This is a genomic window from Paracoccus aerodenitrificans (assembly GCF_027913215.1).
Taxonomy (GTDB): domain Bacteria; phylum Pseudomonadota; class Alphaproteobacteria; order Rhodobacterales; family Rhodobacteraceae; genus Paracoccus; species Paracoccus aerodenitrificans.
On sequence record NZ_CP115784.1, the window covers coordinates 2,717,757 to 2,735,000 of the forward strand.

A 17,244-nucleotide genomic window follows, 5' to 3' on the forward strand; every position below is an offset into this window, starting at 1 on the left:
TGACAATCTCTTGGGCACCATCCAAGGTGATCTTGGTCTAAATCCAGGACTATTTCATGGAGAAGCGCGATGCAGATGAACATTGCCGAGGCGAAGGCCAAGCTGTCCGAGTTGATCGCTGCGGCGGAAGGCGGGCAGGAGGTCGTGATCGCGCGCGGGGGCCATCCCGTGGCGCGACTGGTCCCGGTTGGCCGACCGGTCATCCGGATCGGAGTTGGTGATGGGCTGGTCAGCCGCGTTCCCGATTTCCTTGCGCCAATGACCGAAGGCGAGCTTCAGGACTGGGAATGACCGCCGTCCTTCTCGACACACATGCTTTCGTCTGGAGCCTGTTCAAGTCGTCTGAGTTGAGTGCGTCGGCCAGGACCATGATGGAAGCCGCCGATGCGGTTTATGTCGCGCCGATCTCTTTCTATGAAATCACGCAGAAACATCGCCTCGGGAAATGGCGCGAGCTTGATCCGGTGATCGGCAGACTGCTGGAGCTTTGGCGATCCCAGGGCAGCGAACAGGCCCCCTATACTGCCGAGATCGCTTTCCTGGCAGGGGCGATGCATTGGGCTCATCGTGATCCATTTGACAGAATGATTGCCGCTACAGCAATCGGGTTGGGTTGTCCGCTGATCTCGAAGGACACAGCATTCGATGATCTGAAGGAACAGCCGGGCTGGAAGGGACGGTTTTGGGATATTTCACCGCCTGATGATCCCGCTGTTCAACTTTAGCGCCAACGACCTCTTCGTCAGAAGTTCCCCCTCTTATGCCAACTGCGACCTCGCTCCTTCCTATCGGGCGGGTTTGAAGGGAGGGTGTCCCTCCCTCATCGTGGCGGCTTGCCGGTGCGACGTCTGTCCGGATTCCGTCCGGACAGAATTACCCTTGCTGAGGTCAGTGTCATCGTTTAGCCTGGTTCTTGAAGGGAACGCAGCGTCATGTCAGGCAACGCTCTTGTAGCACGCAAACGCTCGAAACGCTCCGAAGACGCGAAATCGGCCCGGATGGATATCAGGGCGTCACCAGATCAGAAACAGGCTGTGGAACGGCATGCAAAACTGACGTAAGCGGTGCAAATTACCCCCTATTTGCCGGATTTTCTGGTCGTCAGTTTACCTTTATATTGGCGCTACCCGCCAATATAAAGGGCGGCTGCGTACGGTATTCGTCTGTTTTTATTGCAAAAACAGAAACAGAGTTGGTGTGGACTTGCCAATTGCCCACATGCTTGCCCCTGAAGAACAGCAGGCATATGGCGGCGCAGGCGTTGATCTGGGGCCAACAAGGCGGAAAATGTGATCCGTGCTATCAGGTCTACAGGAAGAAACATACAGCGATGAAAACGGCCCGAAGGGCAGCGCCTCCGGGCCTTTCGGGCCATGATCTTTCTATTGGCTTTTGCCTTATGCCAGGATTATCCGTTTCGCTTTCGGCAGCTTCCTCTTAACGTGGCAGCTTTCGGGAGCGTTCCAGGGCAGAAGTTCGGCATATTCCGATCGCGGCTTCTTGCGTGCGATCTCATCCAGCACCCAAAGCAGATACCGATAGGGATCGACGGAGTTCATCAGGCAGGTTTGGATCAGCGAGAACAAAATCGCCCAGGCCCGCTCGCCGAGGTCGCTGCCAATGAACAAGGAGTTCTTGCGCGCTATGATCGGTGCCTTGAACAGCCTTTCGACATTATTGTTGTCTAATTCGATCCGACCGTCGTCAAGGAAGCGTGTCAGGCCGGTCCAGCGTCGCAACGCATAGCTGATCGCCTTGCCCATGCCGCCTTTTTCCAGGTGATGCGGCCTATAGTCATGAAGCCGCCTATGGATCTCGGCCATTATCGGCGTCGTCAGGCGGCGCCTAACCCGTTTGCGTTGTCGCGGCGATGATCCGCGGATCTGCTCTTCGATCCGATACATTCGGGCGATCAGCTCGATCAGATGATCGGCGTGCGCCGTCTTGTTGTAATTGTATTCATCAACGAAATATCGTCGGCAATGCGCCCAGCATTCGGTGGAGATGATCGCTGCAAGGCTGGTTCCGGCTTGGCCAAGCTCATTGAACACCGCTGCCCCATCATGCTGCACGGTCAACTGCCGGCCACCAAGCAATTCCGCCACCACCTTTTGCGTCAGCGATGGATAGACGTAGTAGATCACGGCTCGCGGCAATGTCTCACCATAGCCGTGCCCATCGCGAGCAATCGCGACAAGGTCGCGGTGCGCAACCTTACCCCTGCCATTGATTTGGCGATAGATCACCGAAGCGTCCATGTGAAGCACGGCGCTTTCGTCGAGGATATGCCGTTCCAGAATGTCATAGATAGGAGCAAGGGCCTCGCTCGTCACCTTGTTCACGTTCCGGGATAGGGTCGAACGCTGAATATTGACGCCGGACTGCCGTGCGATGCGCTCTTGGCGATAATATGGCGACGCCCAATCGAATTTTCCGACCATGGTGTAGGCGAGGACGCTGTGCGTCATCTCACCGCCAGGAAAGATCGCCGGCTTAAACGGGGTGCCAATGATCCGGTTCTCCTTCAAACAGCGATGTCTCGGGTATTTGCGAACGAGAATATAATAGTGGGCGGGAACAGCGATCAGCTCTTCCCGAATGTCGTAACCGAGAGTCCCTCCGCCGCAGTCACAGAGCCCCTCGCTCATGATCTCCTCGACGCGTGGCAAGTCACCGTAGTCCTTTGGGCCGCGACGGGCTATTTTACGTGACTTCTTCGACTTTTCTTGGGCTCTTGTAGGATCGTTTGCGGGGCGCTTTGTGGCTGCGGACGCTCTATCAGACGCGGATGCCGGGACTTGTGTAATTTGTTCTTCAGCTTCCGTCGGCGCTTCCCGCTTCTGGCGGTCAGCCTTTGATCCGAACACCATCTGGTTCTTCTTGGCGAGGTCCCGTTGAAGACGCTCGATTTTGGCGCGAAGGCTCCGCACCTCGGCGGTGAGAACCTTGCTTCGTGCAGTCGCCTTTCGTTCGTTCTCCTCCGCCTTCTGGTGTATTTTGTGCCAGACATCTATCTCTGTCGCATGCTTTGCCTCCAAGCCCCGCACCAGCGCAATGACGCGGTTCGTCAAAGCTGCGCCGAGCTGCGGCCCGACGGCAGCAGCAATTTCGGTGCAAACTTTTTCAAGGCTGTCGACCATGCCACGCTGTTCGCCGCAAAGCGACGTTCCCATCTATTGAACGAAGAACGGCAGCGGCATCCACCCCGCTGAGGCAGGATGCCGTTGACTTTCACAAAGTGTGATGGGATGATCGGGAAAGAAAATCGCGTACCAAACGATTTCTCCGAGGCTCGGTTAGGACTGCAATCCGCCGAGCCTCAGCCTTTTCAGAGCCCATGTTGACCGATCAGATCATGCGGCGTCCTCCGGCTTTTCGCTCAGCCTTTCGGGCCAAAGCTCTGCCTCGGGCACACCAGCGCGTTTAGACAGCTCGGCCTCGATTCGCCGTGAGCGGCTGCGTCCGAGAGAAACTGCGCTGACAGTCGAAGCGCTTACGCCGAGCCGCGCGGCCACGTCCGAAAACGATGAACCGGCCAAAGCAAGCAAATACTTTACTTTGGCATGTTTCTCGCGGTCAATTTGGACATCGTGGGGGCGCAAAACTAAACCTCAAACCTCAGCCACCCTATTGGTCGCATGCGATTCGAGATAGATCAATAGTTTTTTGTATCTCGCTCACAATTCTATGGGAATGTCAATATTAGACATCCCTTAACGCGGATAAATTGATGATCGTTGGAGTCGGTCCGCGAGGTTTCGACAGGACATTCTGAGGGATATTTACTTTATATCATATGGTTAGCTGTAATTTCATCCGGCGAATATTTTATGAACACGGCCATGGCAGCGGCTTCCGAACTAAGCTCGGCTGGTCAGATCACCTTGCAGCACCTCAATGCCGCTAGACAGACAGTACCGGGCCGGAACGGGCGATAGTCAGGCCGTGAGGCTGTCCATACCAAAATCCATTGATGCTCTGCGTTCACCTTGAGTAGATCTGCTACGTCAATGCCCAAGCCTGCTATCGTCACTGGCTATGGGCCGATGAGCGCCAGCCTGCATATACCTTTTGGAAAGCCGCCGATTTGACCTGCAACGCGCCCCTAAAGTGATCTCAGGATAGTCGCTGCTTATTCAACTCAGCTTCCACGGCTGTCATCAAGTCTGCCATCGAGAGGCTCAGCCCGCGACACAATCCATGGATCGTTGCCAAGCTTGGCTGATGCCGCCGACTTTCGAGCAAGGACACGTACCGCATGCTCACTCCTGCCCGATGGGCCAGTTCTTCCTGCGATAGACCAGTGGCAATGCGCTGCTTTCGCAGAGTTTTTGCAAAGGCGTCGAGAAGGGCATCTTCAGCATTCATCATGCCAGATGCAGACGCGTCAATCAGGTTTGACTCTATGAAGTATTTTGTGAATTATGAAGAAAACTGTGAATTAGGAGATTTCCTTTGCTGTATCCCTCCCGCATTTTCGCCCTGACCACGCGGCGGTTGACTGCCGCTGTCTGCGTATTGCTGGTCGCAACCGCGCCCGTACTGGCCGACGACCTGACTCCGCTGCCCGCGCCCGATGCAAGGCCCTATCCATACAAGGTTCTCGACATTCAGCCCGGCCAGGTCGCGGCAGATATCGTGCCGCAGCTCGAAGAGCATCTGGGTGGATCGCTTGCGCCTGTCATCATGCAGCAGGCGGTCACCTCGCCTCAAGGACGACAGTTCGAGGCGGATATCACAATCGGTTACGAAACCATGGGCGTGAGCCTGTACACCCGGATGGGCGACCAGCCCTATGAAGAAGTGCTGCTGAAAAACGCCACACCTGTCCTCGAAGGCCGTGTCATCAGCATCTTGCGAAACATGCGCCAGCCGAACGCCGGTCTTCCCGATCCCGCCGAACTGACCGCTCAACTGGAAGACCTCTATGGCCCGCCGAGTTGGGTTGGACCCGATCCCATCGGAGCAAGGATGGTCAAATATGTCTGGACGCCGTCAGGTCAACTGGCGCCGCAACAGGAAGAACCCTGTTCGCGCCTGACCTATAAGGGCTATTTTTTCGACAATAACCGCGAACCCATCGCACCGCCGGAATGTTCCGCTGTCTTCATGATGAGCTATGAGACCGAGGCCGGGCAATCGACCGTGCGCTTCAGCCTGATCGACTTCGATCTGGCGCGGCAGGACCTTGAAGAAACGGATCGGCAGATTCTGGAACAGATTTCGGACGAGGGCGTGCAGCCATCCGATATGAAGCTTTGAGCCGGGCGTGGAACCGCTTAGCCCGGAAGAAAACCAAGACCTGATTGCGCTTCTAGTCACCATGGCCGTGGATTCCGGCTATCTGCCGCTGCACGGCGCCGAGAAGCTGATGATCTACGGGCTGATAGAAGTGCAGGAGACCGTCATCTCCACGCCTGCCGGACCGAGAACATTTCAGGTTTTCGAGCCGACACCGCGCGCGATAGACTTCGCTGGACACATGCGCTCCACGTCTGCATCGGCGCCATTACCGATGCTGATGCCGGGACGAGTTGGCGGTAACGATGCCATCAGCCGCAGCTTCAAAAAGCTGATCCCTCGTGGCAAGCGGAAGTGGGTCGCCTCCAAGAAGTATCTAGATAGCTGTGATCCCGATGAACTCCCAGCCTTGATCGCTTCGGTCGCCAGATGCTGGTGGCCCCCCGCCTCGTCCTGATCACGCCTAGCTATGCGCGCATACGCGGCAGATGGGCAAAGTCGACAGGATCGGCCTATTTTGTTGAAAAACTCGTGCTTGATTGAAGGGCATCTGGCTGATTCAATTCCTGCAATGGGTGGGAGGATTGGCGATGATGGGACCGCGGCAGGAGGCGCAGCCGGCGCTGTTTTACGAGTTCTCACTGGAGGATCATGTTCCTCAGGAGCATCTTCTTCGGTCCATTGATCGGTTTGTCGATCTCAGCAGCATCCGTGCGCATCTTTCGGATTTCTACAGCCACACCGGCCGGCCGTCTGTCGATCCCGAGTTGCTGATCCGGATGCTGCTGGTTGGCTATTGCTTCGGCATTCGTTCGGAGCGGCGCCTTTGCGAAGAGGTGCATCTGAATCTGGCCTATCGCTGGTTCTGCCGCCTGGATCTCAGCGACCGGGTTCCGGATCATTCGACGTTTTCGAAGAACCGGCACGGGCGGTTCCGCGACAGCGAGTTGCTGAGGCATCTGTTCGAGATGACCGTCACGCGCTGCATCGAGGAGGGGCTGGTCAGCGGGCAGCGGCTGGCGGTGGATGCCAGCCTGATCGAGGCGGATGCCAATAAGCAGAACTCGACAGCGAAGGAAGATTGGGATGCAACGCTGATAGACCCCTCGGATGCGCCCCGCGCCGTGCGCGAATACCTTGACACGTTGGACAAGGCCGCATTTGGCGCCGCCAGCGAGGTCCATCCGAAATTCACCTCACATTCCGACCCGGCCAGCCAATGGACGGCGGCGCGCAAAGGTCCGGCATTCTTCAGCTATTCCGACAATTACCTGATCGACACGGATCATGGCGTGATTGTCGATGTCGAGGCGACACGATCCATCCGGCAGGCCGAGGTCGGATCAACCAAAACCATGCTGAAGAGGGTGAAAGACAAGTTCGACCTGCATCCTGAACGCCTGATCGCGGATACCGCCTACGGCACCGGACCGATGTTGGGCTGGCTGGTCGACAGGGGCATTGCCCCGCATATCCCTGTCTTCGACAAGTCCGGGCGCAATGACGGCACCTGGACCCGGGCAGACTTCGAATGGGATGCAGAGAACGATCAATACATCTGCCCGGAAGGTCACAGGCTCAAACAGTTCCGCCGCAACTATTCGGACCCGAACCGCGGCCCGACTGGCAAGGGAACCGCCAAATACCGCGCACTGAAACTGACCTGCCAGTCCTGCCCATCGAAACAGAAGTGCTGCCCGAACGCCGATGCCAGATCAATCACCCGCGAGGAACACGAAGATGCGCGCCAGATCGCCCGGGACATCGCCAAGACCCGCCAATACGAAATCTCGATGAAGCTCCGCAAGAAGGTCGAGATGCTGTTTGCTCATCTGAAACGCATCCTCGGGCTGGGGCGCCTGCGGCTAAGGGGACCTTGCGGCGCGAACGACGAATTCCTCCTTGCCGCCACCGCCCAGAACCTCCGCAAACTCGCCAAGATCTTTCCTGCACCGCAGCATCCGCGAAAAGCCTGACACCAGAAAGGCTTGCACCCGAAGGAAACGGTCCAAAAGGCCCCCGATGGCAACGCGTTTTTCCACAGAATCGGCCCAGAGCAGACCTTCGGAATGTCAGCATGCTGCGCTGCCGCATTCGCCAAAGCTACCGCTCGGCTGGGCCGTAGTAAATTAAGCCATTGCACAACGAAAGTATTAAATTTACGAAAGTTTCTCTTATCCGAACACCGCACTTATCGGATCATCAATCGCGCCCTTGCGCTGAACGCTTGTATTCCCGAAAACTGCGAGAACTCTGATAGTGAAGGGCTCCAATGAAAGCGTTTGAATTTGATCATCAACTGATCCGTGCATATGAGCTTTTTTCGCGTTCATTTAGCGCAATTCGGGCACCCGACCTGAAATCCGAGATTGATGCCCAGTACGACGCCGGAAAATTCTGGCCGGATGCCCTCTTGTCTCTGAACCCACGCTTCATGGCGGGGCCGACGGTTGATGAACTCGTCGCCACGGGTGATCTCGACGACGGCACGGGCAAGGTTTTCCGGTTTGGCACCACGCCTCTTCGCTTTCATCGGCACCAAGCCGAGGCGATCGCGAAGGCGAAGCAAGGAAAGAGCTATGTCGTCACTACCGGCACGGGTTCGGGGAAATCCCTGTGCTTCTTCGTGCCGGTTGTCGACTCGATCATCTGCGCGCGGCGCGCAGGAAAGCCGCGGCGCACAACGGCAATCATCGTCTACCCCATGAACGCTCTGGCAAACAGCCAGATGAAGGAGATCGACAAGTTCATCGCCGGTTCCGGTTTGCCCGATGAGCACAAGCCGGTGGTCAAGCGCTACACCGGCCAGGAAAACCGTGAAGAACGCGAGCGCATCGCTGCCAATCCGCCCGATGTTCTCCTGACGAACTACATGATGGCGGAACTGCTTCTGACGCGTCAGGACGACCTGGACTCGAAAGTCGTCTCGAACGCGTCCGGTCTCGAGTTCATCATTCTCGACGAACTCCATACCTATCGCGGGCGCCAAGGTGCCGATGTCGCGGTCCTCGTTCGGCGCCTGCGGGACAGGTGCTCGCCTGACAAGGAGCCAATCTGCATAGGGACCTCGGCGACGATGGCCTCCGAGGGATCAGACGAGAGCCGCGCACTTGCTGTTGCGAACGTAGCGTCGCGTCTGTTTGGTACCGAAATTGGCCCGGACGCGGTCATCGACGAGTCCTTGCAACGTGCGACCGATGACGCCCTTAAGACCGAGCACATCCTTGGCGCTTTGAAGACGGTCCTGACGCAGCCTTTGCCGGACGCGTTCGATGACAAAGCACTGAAGCGCCATCCGCTCTCGGTGTGGGCCGAACTCGAACTCGGATTGGAAGATGGGCTTGAGCTTCGCAGGAAGAAGCCGATCCCTTTCGAAGAGGCCGTCGAAAAGCTCTCTCTGGCCAGTGCGGTCGATGCCGAAACCTGCCGAGATTATCTCGAAAAATTCCTGACCCGGGTAAGCCTTCCGGAGCATGAGCGCGGCGGCACGAAGGACGGAGCCTTTCTCGCCTTCAAACTCCACCGGTTCATCTCCGGTGCCGGCGAAGTCTTTACGACGCTCACAGCCAGGCCGCGTCGGATCCTTCTGGAAGGACAGCTCGAGGATCCAGAAGCCCCTGGCAACCGCCTCTACCCCACGCGGTTCTGCCGAAACTGTGGCCAAGAGTACCATGTCGTGACCAAGGTCGACGACGATGGGAGTTTGCGCTTTCTGCCCCGAAGCATCGACGACACACCCCTCGATACCGAGGAAGACGAAGTCGCAGGGTATCTCTGTCCGGTGATGCCCGGCGATACTGACTTTCAGTTCACAGGCGAGCTTGAGGGTTACCCCGAAAGCTGGCGAGAAGAGAAAAACGGCATTGAACGGCTGAGAGTGTATCGCAAGAAGCGTATGCCGGTATCCTACGTCGTGGGCGCTGATGGTCGCCATGGAGCGGGCGGAAACGATTTCTGGTTCATCCCGGGAAAGTTCGCGTTCTGCCTGTGCTGCCATGACGAACCGACGCAGGGGATGCGTGAGCGCAGCAAGTTGGCGGGTCTGTCCGGCGAAGGGCGAAGCTCGGCTACAACCTTGCTCGTAGCCAGCGCCCTGGAGTGGATGAACAAACCTAGCAGCGGCGTACCCGAAACGAAGCGGAAGCTTCTAGGGTTCACGGATAACCGTCAGGATGCAGCCCTGCAGTCCGGCCATTTCAATGACTTCCTGTTCGTAAGCCTGTTGAGAGGAGCCATTCTTCGCGCGGTCATTGCTGCTGGCTCAGGTGGGCTCGCAGAAGACGAGTTCGGCCTGCAGGTGGTAAAGGCGCTTGGCTTCACTGCCACCAACAAAGAGGCGCGCCAGCATTGGCTGCTGGATTCGAATGCTGGTGCCATCATTCGTGAAGATGCCCAGCGGTCGCTCGCAAAGGTTCTCGCCCATCGCGTCTGGACCGACCTGCGTCGCGGTTGGCGCTTCACCAACCCCAGCTTGTCTGTCCTGAACCTGATCGACGTGAACTTCCTCGGCCTTGAGGAAATCTCTGAAGATCGCGAGCGCTTCATGGCCATCCATCCAGAGCTGGGAGACCTCAGCCTCGAGCAGCGGCAGGCAATTCTCAAGGCGATTTTGTCCGCGATGCTCGAGGGCCTGGCTGTTCAGACCGAAGCCTTGGACCTGACCCTCCTCGACGGCGTGGCCCAGAAATCCCGAATGCTGCTTCAGGCACCTTGGGCAATTGACCAAAAGGAAAATCCGCGAGCGCGGTCCTCGCTTGTCCTGCGCGCGGGCAGCAAGAACGTCGTCACGCTGCGTGAAGAACAAACACTTCTTCGGGCAGGTTCGAATTCGCGGATCGCACGGCTCGTGAACCGGAAGTCCGTTCTCGGCACGAAGCTGAACAAGGATGAGTACTACGAGTTCATGGAAGGGATGCTTGCCTTCCTGAGCGACGAAGGGCTGCTGGTGCCTGTCGAACTCGATAGCGATGTGACGGGCTGGCGCCTGTCGCCATCTGCGGTTCGGCTTGTGCCGGGACCGGCCCTCGATGATGAAACCCACCGCGGCAACCGTTATTTCCACGACCTCTATACCGCGATTGCCAGTGACCTTGGCGACGGGCGCAGTTCCTACTGGGGGCTGGAGGGACGCGAGCACACAGCTCAGGTTTCCCAGAAACAGCGTGAATGGCGCGAGTGGCGGTTCCGGTTCGAACAGGATGACATGGAACACCTCGCCACCTCGGAATACCGCACGGAAATTCGGGCAACCGGCGAGTCAGACCGGTTCCTGCCCGCGCTGTTCTGCTCTCCGACCATGGAGCTCGGCGTCGACATTTCCGCTTTGAACGCTGTCTACTTGCGCAACGTTCCTCCTACGCCGGCGAATTACGCGCAACGCGCTGGTCGTGCCGGTCGCTCGGGTCAGGCTGCAGTTGTCGTGACCTACTGCGCCTCGGGGTCTCCGCATGATCAGTATTTCTTCGAACGGCGCAACGATATGGTGGCCGGTGTCGTGCGGCCGCCAGCGCTCGATATCACCAATGAAGAGCTGGTCCGATCGCACCTGCACGCGGTGTGGCTGGCGGAAGCGAAACTGGCGCTTTCTCCCGATATCCCGGAGATTTTGGACCTTCACGGGGATAAATTCCCGCTGAAGGAGGACGTTCTGGCGGTCATCTCGAAACCCGCTCTGGTCTCGCAGGCACGGGGACCTATGGCGCGTGTCTTGAAGCAGATTCTGGCGTCCGACGGAGGACAAACCCCGATCTGGATGGACGATCCAGACGAGTTCGTTCTTCACACGGCAATGAATGCCCCAAAGGAGTTTGACCGCGCCTTCGACCGTTGGCGGGAGCTTTATAGTTCTGCCAGGACGCAATTAGCCGAGGCCAACAAGCGTTCGGAGATTACGGGGCTATCGGGAGCCGACCGGCGCAAGATCAAAGCCGCGCAAATGCAAGCCCAGGATCAGATCGCCATCCTCGAACAAGGCAAAGCCTCAAATGGCTCAGATTTCTATTCGTATCGGTATCTGGCAACAGAGGGCTTCCTGCCCGGGTACAACTTCCCGCGCCTGCCACTCTACGCGTTTGTTCCTGGCGAAGGTAAGACGGGGTCATTCCTGTCCAGAGCCCGCTTCCTGGCCATTTCCGAATTCGGCCCGCGCAGTCTGATCTATCATGAGGGCCGCGCCTACCGGGTCATGAAAGCCAAACTGCCGCCCGAGGTGCGTCAGGGCGACGGATCGGAATTGGCGACCAAGGATATCTACATCTGCTCCAACTGTGGCGCATCGCATGAGGGCGAGGTCGAGCGGTGCCATGGGTGCAACAACCACATGGCGGGTGAGGTCCCCATCAAGAAGACCCTGCGCATCGACAACGTCGAGGCCGCCCCGACTGAGCGCATCACGGCGAACGATGAAGAGCGCGTTCGGCAGGGCTTTGACATCCAGACCGTCTTCTCCTGGCCGAAGAAGGATGGGCAGGTCCAAGTGACCAACGCCAAATTCGTCTGTGGCGAGACTTCGCTCTTGGCCCTGCAATACGCCAACAGCGCAGAAATCAGCAGACTGAACAAGGGCTTGAAGCGCCGAAAGGACCAGACGGTCTTCGGTTTCCACATCGATCCGAGGTCCGGATACTGGGCGAAATCCGACGACGAGGACAGCGACACGGACGTCCCGCCGGACGTGGTCAAGCCGGTTCGCATCGTTCCGATTGTCCGCGACAGAAAGAATGCCCTGTTGTTCCGCTTCGAAAAGCCAGAGCAGTATGAGCCCGAGACAATTGCGACGGTTCAGCATGCGTTGCTGCGGGGAATCGAGGTGGTTTTCCAGTTGGAGGAAGGCGAAATCCTCGGTGAACCGCTGCCCGCGAGGGACAACCGTCGCGCAATCCTTGCCTACGAGGCAACGGAAGGCGGCGCCGGCGTGCTCACGCGCCTGATTGATGACGGAAAGGCAATCAACGAGGTAGCGAAGACCGCGCTGGGTCTGATGCACTTCGAGAATGTGGATGCTGCGATTGCGGCGGGTGATGCGGATCTGTTGCAGGAGAAGAAAGACGGAAGCTGTGTTCGCGGCTGCTACCGTTGCCTGCTGTCCTACTTCAACCAACCGGACCATGAGCTGATCGACCGCTCGAGCCCGGAAGTGGCGCAATTCCTGATCGATCTTGCACGCGGCACAATTTCCCTTGCTGCGAAGCCGACCGCTGGAACGGTGTCATCACCATGGCTTGAGGCATTCATCGCAGCAGGCATTCCCCAAGTCGATACGATGCCCGCAAGCTTTGGGGGACGTGAATTTGAGTTCGTTTGGCGTTCATTCGCGGTTGCCGCGACGACCGCTGACCTGACTGCAGAAGCTGAGGCAGACGCGGCAAACAAGGGCTGGGTCGTTTTTGAATTGCCGTCGGCGCCGTCGCAAGAACTGCCGGATGGCTTCATGAAGAATTTCGAAGGTTGATATGACTGTGAATTTTACTCCTGGAGATCTTGTTAGGCTCCAGACCCATTGATTTCGGGCTGTTTGCGTGATTCAGGCTCTGCAAGGAGACCTGATTTATGAGCAACCTTTTCTGGCTGACTGACGCGCAGATGGAGCGTCTGAAACCCTATTTCCCGAAATCTCACGGCAAGCCACGCGTTGACGACCGGCGTGTGCTGAGCGGCATAATATTCATCAATCGTAATGGCTTGCGATGGTGCGACGCGCCGACGGACTACGGCCCCGCCAAGACGCTCTACAACCGCTGGAAGCGCTGGAGCGAGAACGGGACCTTCGCCCGGATCATGGTGGGCCTCGCCGCCGAGAGCGCCGAACACAATACGATCATGATCGACGCGGCCTATCTGAAAGCGCACCGCACGGCCTCGAGCCTGCGGATCAAAAAAGGGGGCGCGGGCGCCAGATCGGGCGAACGAAAGGCGGCATGAACACGAAACTGCACGCCGTCACCGACGCGAAGGGCCGGCCGATAGGGTTCTTCATGTCCGCCGGACAAGTCAGTGATTACACCGGGGCAGCGGCACTTCTGAACAGCCTGCCGGAGGCGGATTGGCTGCTGGCCGATCGGGGCTATGATGCCGACTGGTTCAGAGATGCCTTGAAAAACAAGGGGATAAAGGTTTGCATCCCGGGTCGGAAGTCGCGCAAGAAACCCGTCAAATACGACAAGCGGCGATACAAACGCCGCAACCGCATCGAAATCATGTTCGGCCGACTCAAGGATTGGAGGCGCGTCGCCACCCGATACGACCGTTGCCCCGAGACCTTCTTCTCTGCAATCCTGCTCGCCGCGACCGTCATCTTCTGGTTATGATCAAGAACGAGTCCTGAGCCTAGGTAGAGGCGACAAGACCCCCCTTAAAGACTTTTACAATAAGAATAAATTCACTGCACTGGGTCTGGGAACGGGGAAAGAGCTAAATGGCCCTGTGAAAGCAGTGGAGCGAATATCAGATGCAGGCAATATCACCAAGCATCACACAGTATCGGCAAACTTTAATGCACCTCAGTTGATTAACGATATGGATACACTGAGGCCGCTAATATTGGCAACGCTCAAGGAGATAACCAAGAATGCCTAGGTCGTTCTCGCCTTTAAGGTATCCAGGTGGGAAGAGTGGCCTCTACCATCTCGTCGCGACAATTCTTCGGCTGAATGAGCTTGATCGGCGCCCCTATGCAGAGCCGTTCGCGGGCGGCGCGGGTCTGGCGTTGGCGCTGCTTTATGACGGTCACGTAAGCGAACTTCATCTAAATGATATTGATCCTTCGATATGGGCATTCTGGGACACCGTTCTCAACCGGCCAGATGATATCATAGAAAAGGTGATGACCACCGACATCACAGTCGATGAATGGCGACGGCAGCGGGAGATATACCTTACTGAGAATCTTAGTAATCCACTGGATCTCGGATTCGCAGCATTTTTTCTAAACCGCACTAACCGTTCCGGCATTATTAAAGGCGCTGGAGTAATCGGTGGGCTCGAACAATCTGGTAGCTACAAAATTGACTGTCGATTCAACCGAGAGGATCTCGCGCGAAGAATTTCTCGTATTGCCAAATATCGTAGGCGGATCCACCTAACTCGGTTGGATGCCGTTGATTTTCTAAGTCACGCTGACAAAATATTGCCGCGCCAATCGCTGCTTTGCATCGATCCGCCCTACTTCAACAAAGGTTCCAGCCTCTACACTAGCTTCTATAGGGCAGCCGACCACGAATATCTTAGCAAGTGCATACTTTCACTGGATCGCCCATGGATCGTCACTTACGATGAGGCGCCAGAAATCTGCGCTTTATATCGCAGCCAGCCGCTTCATCGCGTCGAGGTCAACTACTCGGTCCAGACGAAGCGTGTGGCAGGTGAAATACTTATCGCGGCCGAGAGTGTGGATGTTCCATCCACACTTGAGAGAATCCCAGATATCGCTTCCTAGCAAGTATAACTGTACCGATGATGCTCGCTGGCGACACGTTAAGCCGCGGCTCGATGCGTTGGTAAACGCTCGAACTGCTGACCCGCCAAGGACCTTTCATCCACCCGTCTCTTCAAACGTTGATGTGGCGTTGATGTAAAACGCCGATTAGGATGCCCGACTGATTCAGTCGCCATCCAAGCGTTTGATTTGTTTGTAATTTTTCTGGTTGCGGGGGTAGGATTTGAACCTACGACCTTCAGGTTATGAGCCTGACGAGCTACCGGGCTGCTCTACCCCGCGACAGGTGTGCTTGGCGCACGGGTGCACCGATCTTTTTTTGATTGGTGCGTGTTTTTCATCGTTTAGAGAGATATTCGCTTCTTATCAGATCTGGCGGTGACCTACTCTCCCACGTCTTGAGACGCAGTACCATTGGCGCTACGGCACTTAACGGCCGAGTTCGGGATGGGATCGGGTGTTTTGCTCGTGCTATGTCCACCAGATCGGATAAGAAGCGTCAGCGTTGCGCCGGTTTTCCGGGCGTAATGTTGTCCAAGGATGCTTTTGGGAGTGGCTGGTCTGGCCACTTCCGGATCAAATCAAGCCAATCGAGCCATTAGTACCGGTCAACTGAACACATTGCTGTGCTTACATCTCCGGCCTATCGACGTGGTGGTCTTCCACGGCTCTCAAGGGATACCTTGTTTTGAGGGGGGCTTCACGCTTAGATGCCTTCAGCGTTTATCCTGTCCGTTCATAGCTACCCAGCACTGCCGTTGGCACGACAACTGGTCCACCAGTGGAACGTTCACCCCGGTCCTCTCGTACTAGGGGCAACTCCTCTCAAGTATCCTACACCCACGGCAGATAGGGACCGAACTGTCTCACGACGTTCTAAACCCAGCTCACGTACCTCTTTAAATGGCGAACAGCCATACCCTTGGGACCTGCTCCAGCCCCAGGATGAGATGAGCCGACATCGAGGTGCCAAACGATGCCGTCGATATGGACTCTTGGGCATCATCAGCCTGTTATCCCCAGCGTACCTTTTATCCGTTGAGCGATGGCCCTTCCACTCGGGACCACCGGATCACTATGGCCGTCTTTCGACTCTGCTCGACTTGTCAGTCTTGCAGTCAGGCTGGCTTCTGCCATTGCACTCAACGAGCGATTTCCGACCGCTCTGAGCCAACCTTCGCGCGCCTCCGTTACTCTTTGGGAGGCGACCGCCCCAGTCAAACTACCCACCACGCAGGGTCCCGGACCCGGATAACGGGCCGCGGTTAGACATCAAGAGTGCGAAGGGCGGTATCTCAAGGATGGCTCCATCGAGACTGGCGTCCCGATTTCAAAGCCTACCGCCTATCCTGCACATCGCAGTCCTGATGCCAGTGCGAAGCTATAGTAAAGGTGCATGGGGTCTTTCCGTCTAACCGCGGGAAGTCTGCATCTTCACAGACAATTCAATTTCGCTGAGTCCACATTTGAGACAGCGGGGAAGTCGTTACGCCATTCGTGCAGGTCGGAACTTACCCGACAAGGAATTTCGCTACCTTAGGACCGTTATAGTTACGGCCGCCGTTTACCGGGGCTTCAATTCAATGCTTGCACATCTCCTTTTAACCTTCCGGCACCGGGCAGGCGTCAGACCCTATACGTCGTCTTGCGACTTCGCAGAGCCCTGTGTTTTTAGTAAACAGTCGCCACCCCCTGGTTTGTGCCCCCGGCCCACAGTTGCCTGCAAACCGGGCCTCCTTCTCGCGAACTTACGGAGGTATTTTGCCGAGTTCCTTAAATGTGGTTCTCTCAAGCGCCTTGGTATTCTCTACCAGTCCACCTGTGTCGGTTTCGGGTACGGTCTCATGGAGGGCTATTTCCAGGAACTGCTAAGCGGCCCTTCCAATCCAGTAAGGAAGAACAACCGTCGCAATCCGTCACCATCTCCTGGCCCAGGAATATTAACCTGGTTCCCATCGACTACGCCTTTCGGCCTCGCCTTAGGGGCCGGCTTACCCTGCTCAGATTAGCTTTAAGCAGGAACCCTTGGACTTTCGGCGACAGGGTCTCTCACCCTGTTTGTCGCTACTCATGTCAACATTCTCACTTCTGATCACTCCACCGGATGCCTTACGGCCCGGCTTCACAGTCAGAACAATGCCTCCGCTGACCCGGGTAAGGATCAGAAGAGGCAGCGTTCTATATCACAGAACGCTCCGCTACCGCGCACTTACGTGCACCCAAAGCTTCGGCTCGTGGCTTGAGCCCCGTTACATCTTCGCCGCAAGACCTCTTAATTAGACCAGTGAGCTGTTACGCTATCTTTAAAGGATGGCTGCTTCTAAGCCAACCTCCTGGTTGTTTTGGAAGTCTCACATGCTTTCCCACTTAGCCACGAATTGGGGGCCTTAGCTGTTGGTCAGGGTTGTTTCCCTCTCCACGACGGACGTTAGCACCCGCCGTGTGTCTCCCGGATAGTCCTTCTCGGTATTCGGAGTTTGCTTAGACTCAGTAAGGCTGTGGGCCCCCATCATCCATGCAGTGCTCTACCCCCGAGAGGATACGTCCGAGGCGCTACCTAAATAGCTTTC

At 56.8% G+C, this 17,244-nt stretch carries 10 protein-coding genes, 1 tRNA gene and 2 rRNA genes (1 of these 13 cut by a window edge); 8 read left to right on the forward strand and 5 right to left on the reverse strand.

Annotated features, from left to right (window positions below):
• The first annotated feature begins 69 nt into the window (after nt 1–69).
• Entirely contained in the window at nt 70–291 is a 222-nt protein-coding gene (locus PAE61_RS14685; protein ID WP_271113117.1) for a type II toxin-antitoxin system Phd/YefM family antitoxin, read from the forward strand.
• Entirely contained in the window at nt 288–725 is a 438-nt protein-coding gene (locus PAE61_RS14690; protein WP_271113118.1) for a type II toxin-antitoxin system VapC family toxin, read from the forward strand. Before PAE61_RS14685 ends, PAE61_RS14690 begins: the two co-directional genes overlap by 4 nt.
• Before the next feature lie 672 nt (nt 726–1,397).
• On the opposite strand, the gene tnpC is transcribed toward PAE61_RS14690, so the two are convergent.
• Together tnpC and PAE61_RS14700 are read right to left on the reverse strand one after the other, a co-directional pair.
• Nucleotides 1,398–3,140, reverse strand: coding sequence for an IS66 family transposase (tnpC, locus tag PAE61_RS14695; RefSeq protein WP_271113119.1), 1,743 nt, complete (start codon nt 3,138–3,140; stop codon nt 1,398–1,400).
• 976 nt (nt 3,141–4,116) lie between these two features.
• The gene (locus tag PAE61_RS14700) at nt 4,117–4,371 is read right to left on the reverse strand and encodes a helix-turn-helix domain-containing protein (RefSeq protein WP_353620361.1); all 255 of its coding nucleotides are present in this window, start codon (nt 4,369–4,371) and stop codon (nt 4,117–4,119) included.
• An 84-nt stretch (nt 4,372–4,455) separates the two neighbouring features.
• Here PAE61_RS14700 and PAE61_RS14705 point away from each other — a divergent pair, with 84 nt between their 5' ends.
• The 6 genes from PAE61_RS14705 (at nt 4,456) to PAE61_RS14730 (ending at nt 14,674) form a co-directional block, all read left to right on the forward strand.
• Entirely contained in the window at nt 4,456–5,262 is an 807-nt protein-coding gene (locus PAE61_RS14705) for a hypothetical protein (RefSeq protein WP_271113120.1), read from the forward strand.
• Nucleotides 5,263–5,269: 7 nt separating this feature from the next.
• The gene (locus PAE61_RS14710) at nt 5,270–5,698 is read left to right on the forward strand and encodes a hypothetical protein (RefSeq protein WP_271113121.1); all 429 of its coding nucleotides are present in this window, start codon (nt 5,270–5,272) and stop codon (nt 5,696–5,698) included.
• 133 nt (nt 5,699–5,831) lie between these two features.
• Nucleotides 5,832–7,217, forward strand: a complete 1,386-nt coding sequence (locus PAE61_RS14715; RefSeq protein ID WP_271113075.1) for an IS1182 family transposase — start codon at nt 5,832–5,834, stop codon at nt 7,215–7,217.
• Between the two features lie 296 nt (nt 7,218–7,513).
• The gene (locus PAE61_RS14720) at nt 7,514–12,691 is read left to right on the forward strand and encodes a DEAD/DEAH box helicase (protein ID WP_271113122.1); all 5,178 of its coding nucleotides are present in this window, start codon (nt 7,514–7,516) and stop codon (nt 12,689–12,691) included.
• Nucleotides 12,692–12,789: 98 nt separating this feature from the next.
• A protein-coding gene (locus PAE61_RS14725; protein ID WP_271112567.1) for an IS5 family transposase occupies nt 12,790–13,547 on the forward strand; the annotation gives its coding sequence in 2 pieces (ribosomal slippage) (nt 12,790–13,126 and nt 13,126–13,547; 759 coding nt in all).
• A 260-nt stretch (nt 13,548–13,807) separates the two neighbouring features.
• Nucleotides 13,808–14,674, forward strand: coding sequence for a DNA adenine methylase (locus PAE61_RS14730; RefSeq protein ID WP_271113123.1), 867 nt, complete (start codon nt 13,808–13,810; stop codon nt 14,672–14,674).
• A 205-nt stretch (nt 14,675–14,879) separates the two neighbouring features.
• Here the strand turns inward: PAE61_RS14730 and PAE61_RS14735 are convergent.
• The 3 genes from PAE61_RS14735 to PAE61_RS14745 all read right to left on the reverse strand — a co-directional run.
• A tRNA-Met gene (locus PAE61_RS14735) sits at nt 14,880–14,956 on the reverse strand.
• A gap of 88 nt (nt 14,957–15,044) precedes the next feature.
• Nucleotides 15,045–15,159 (reverse strand): 5S ribosomal RNA (rrf, locus tag PAE61_RS14740).
• A gap of 92 nt (nt 15,160–15,251) precedes the next feature.
• Nucleotides 15,252–17,244: ribosomal RNA gene (locus tag PAE61_RS14745) — 23S ribosomal RNA — on the reverse strand (it continues 840 nt past the right edge of the window).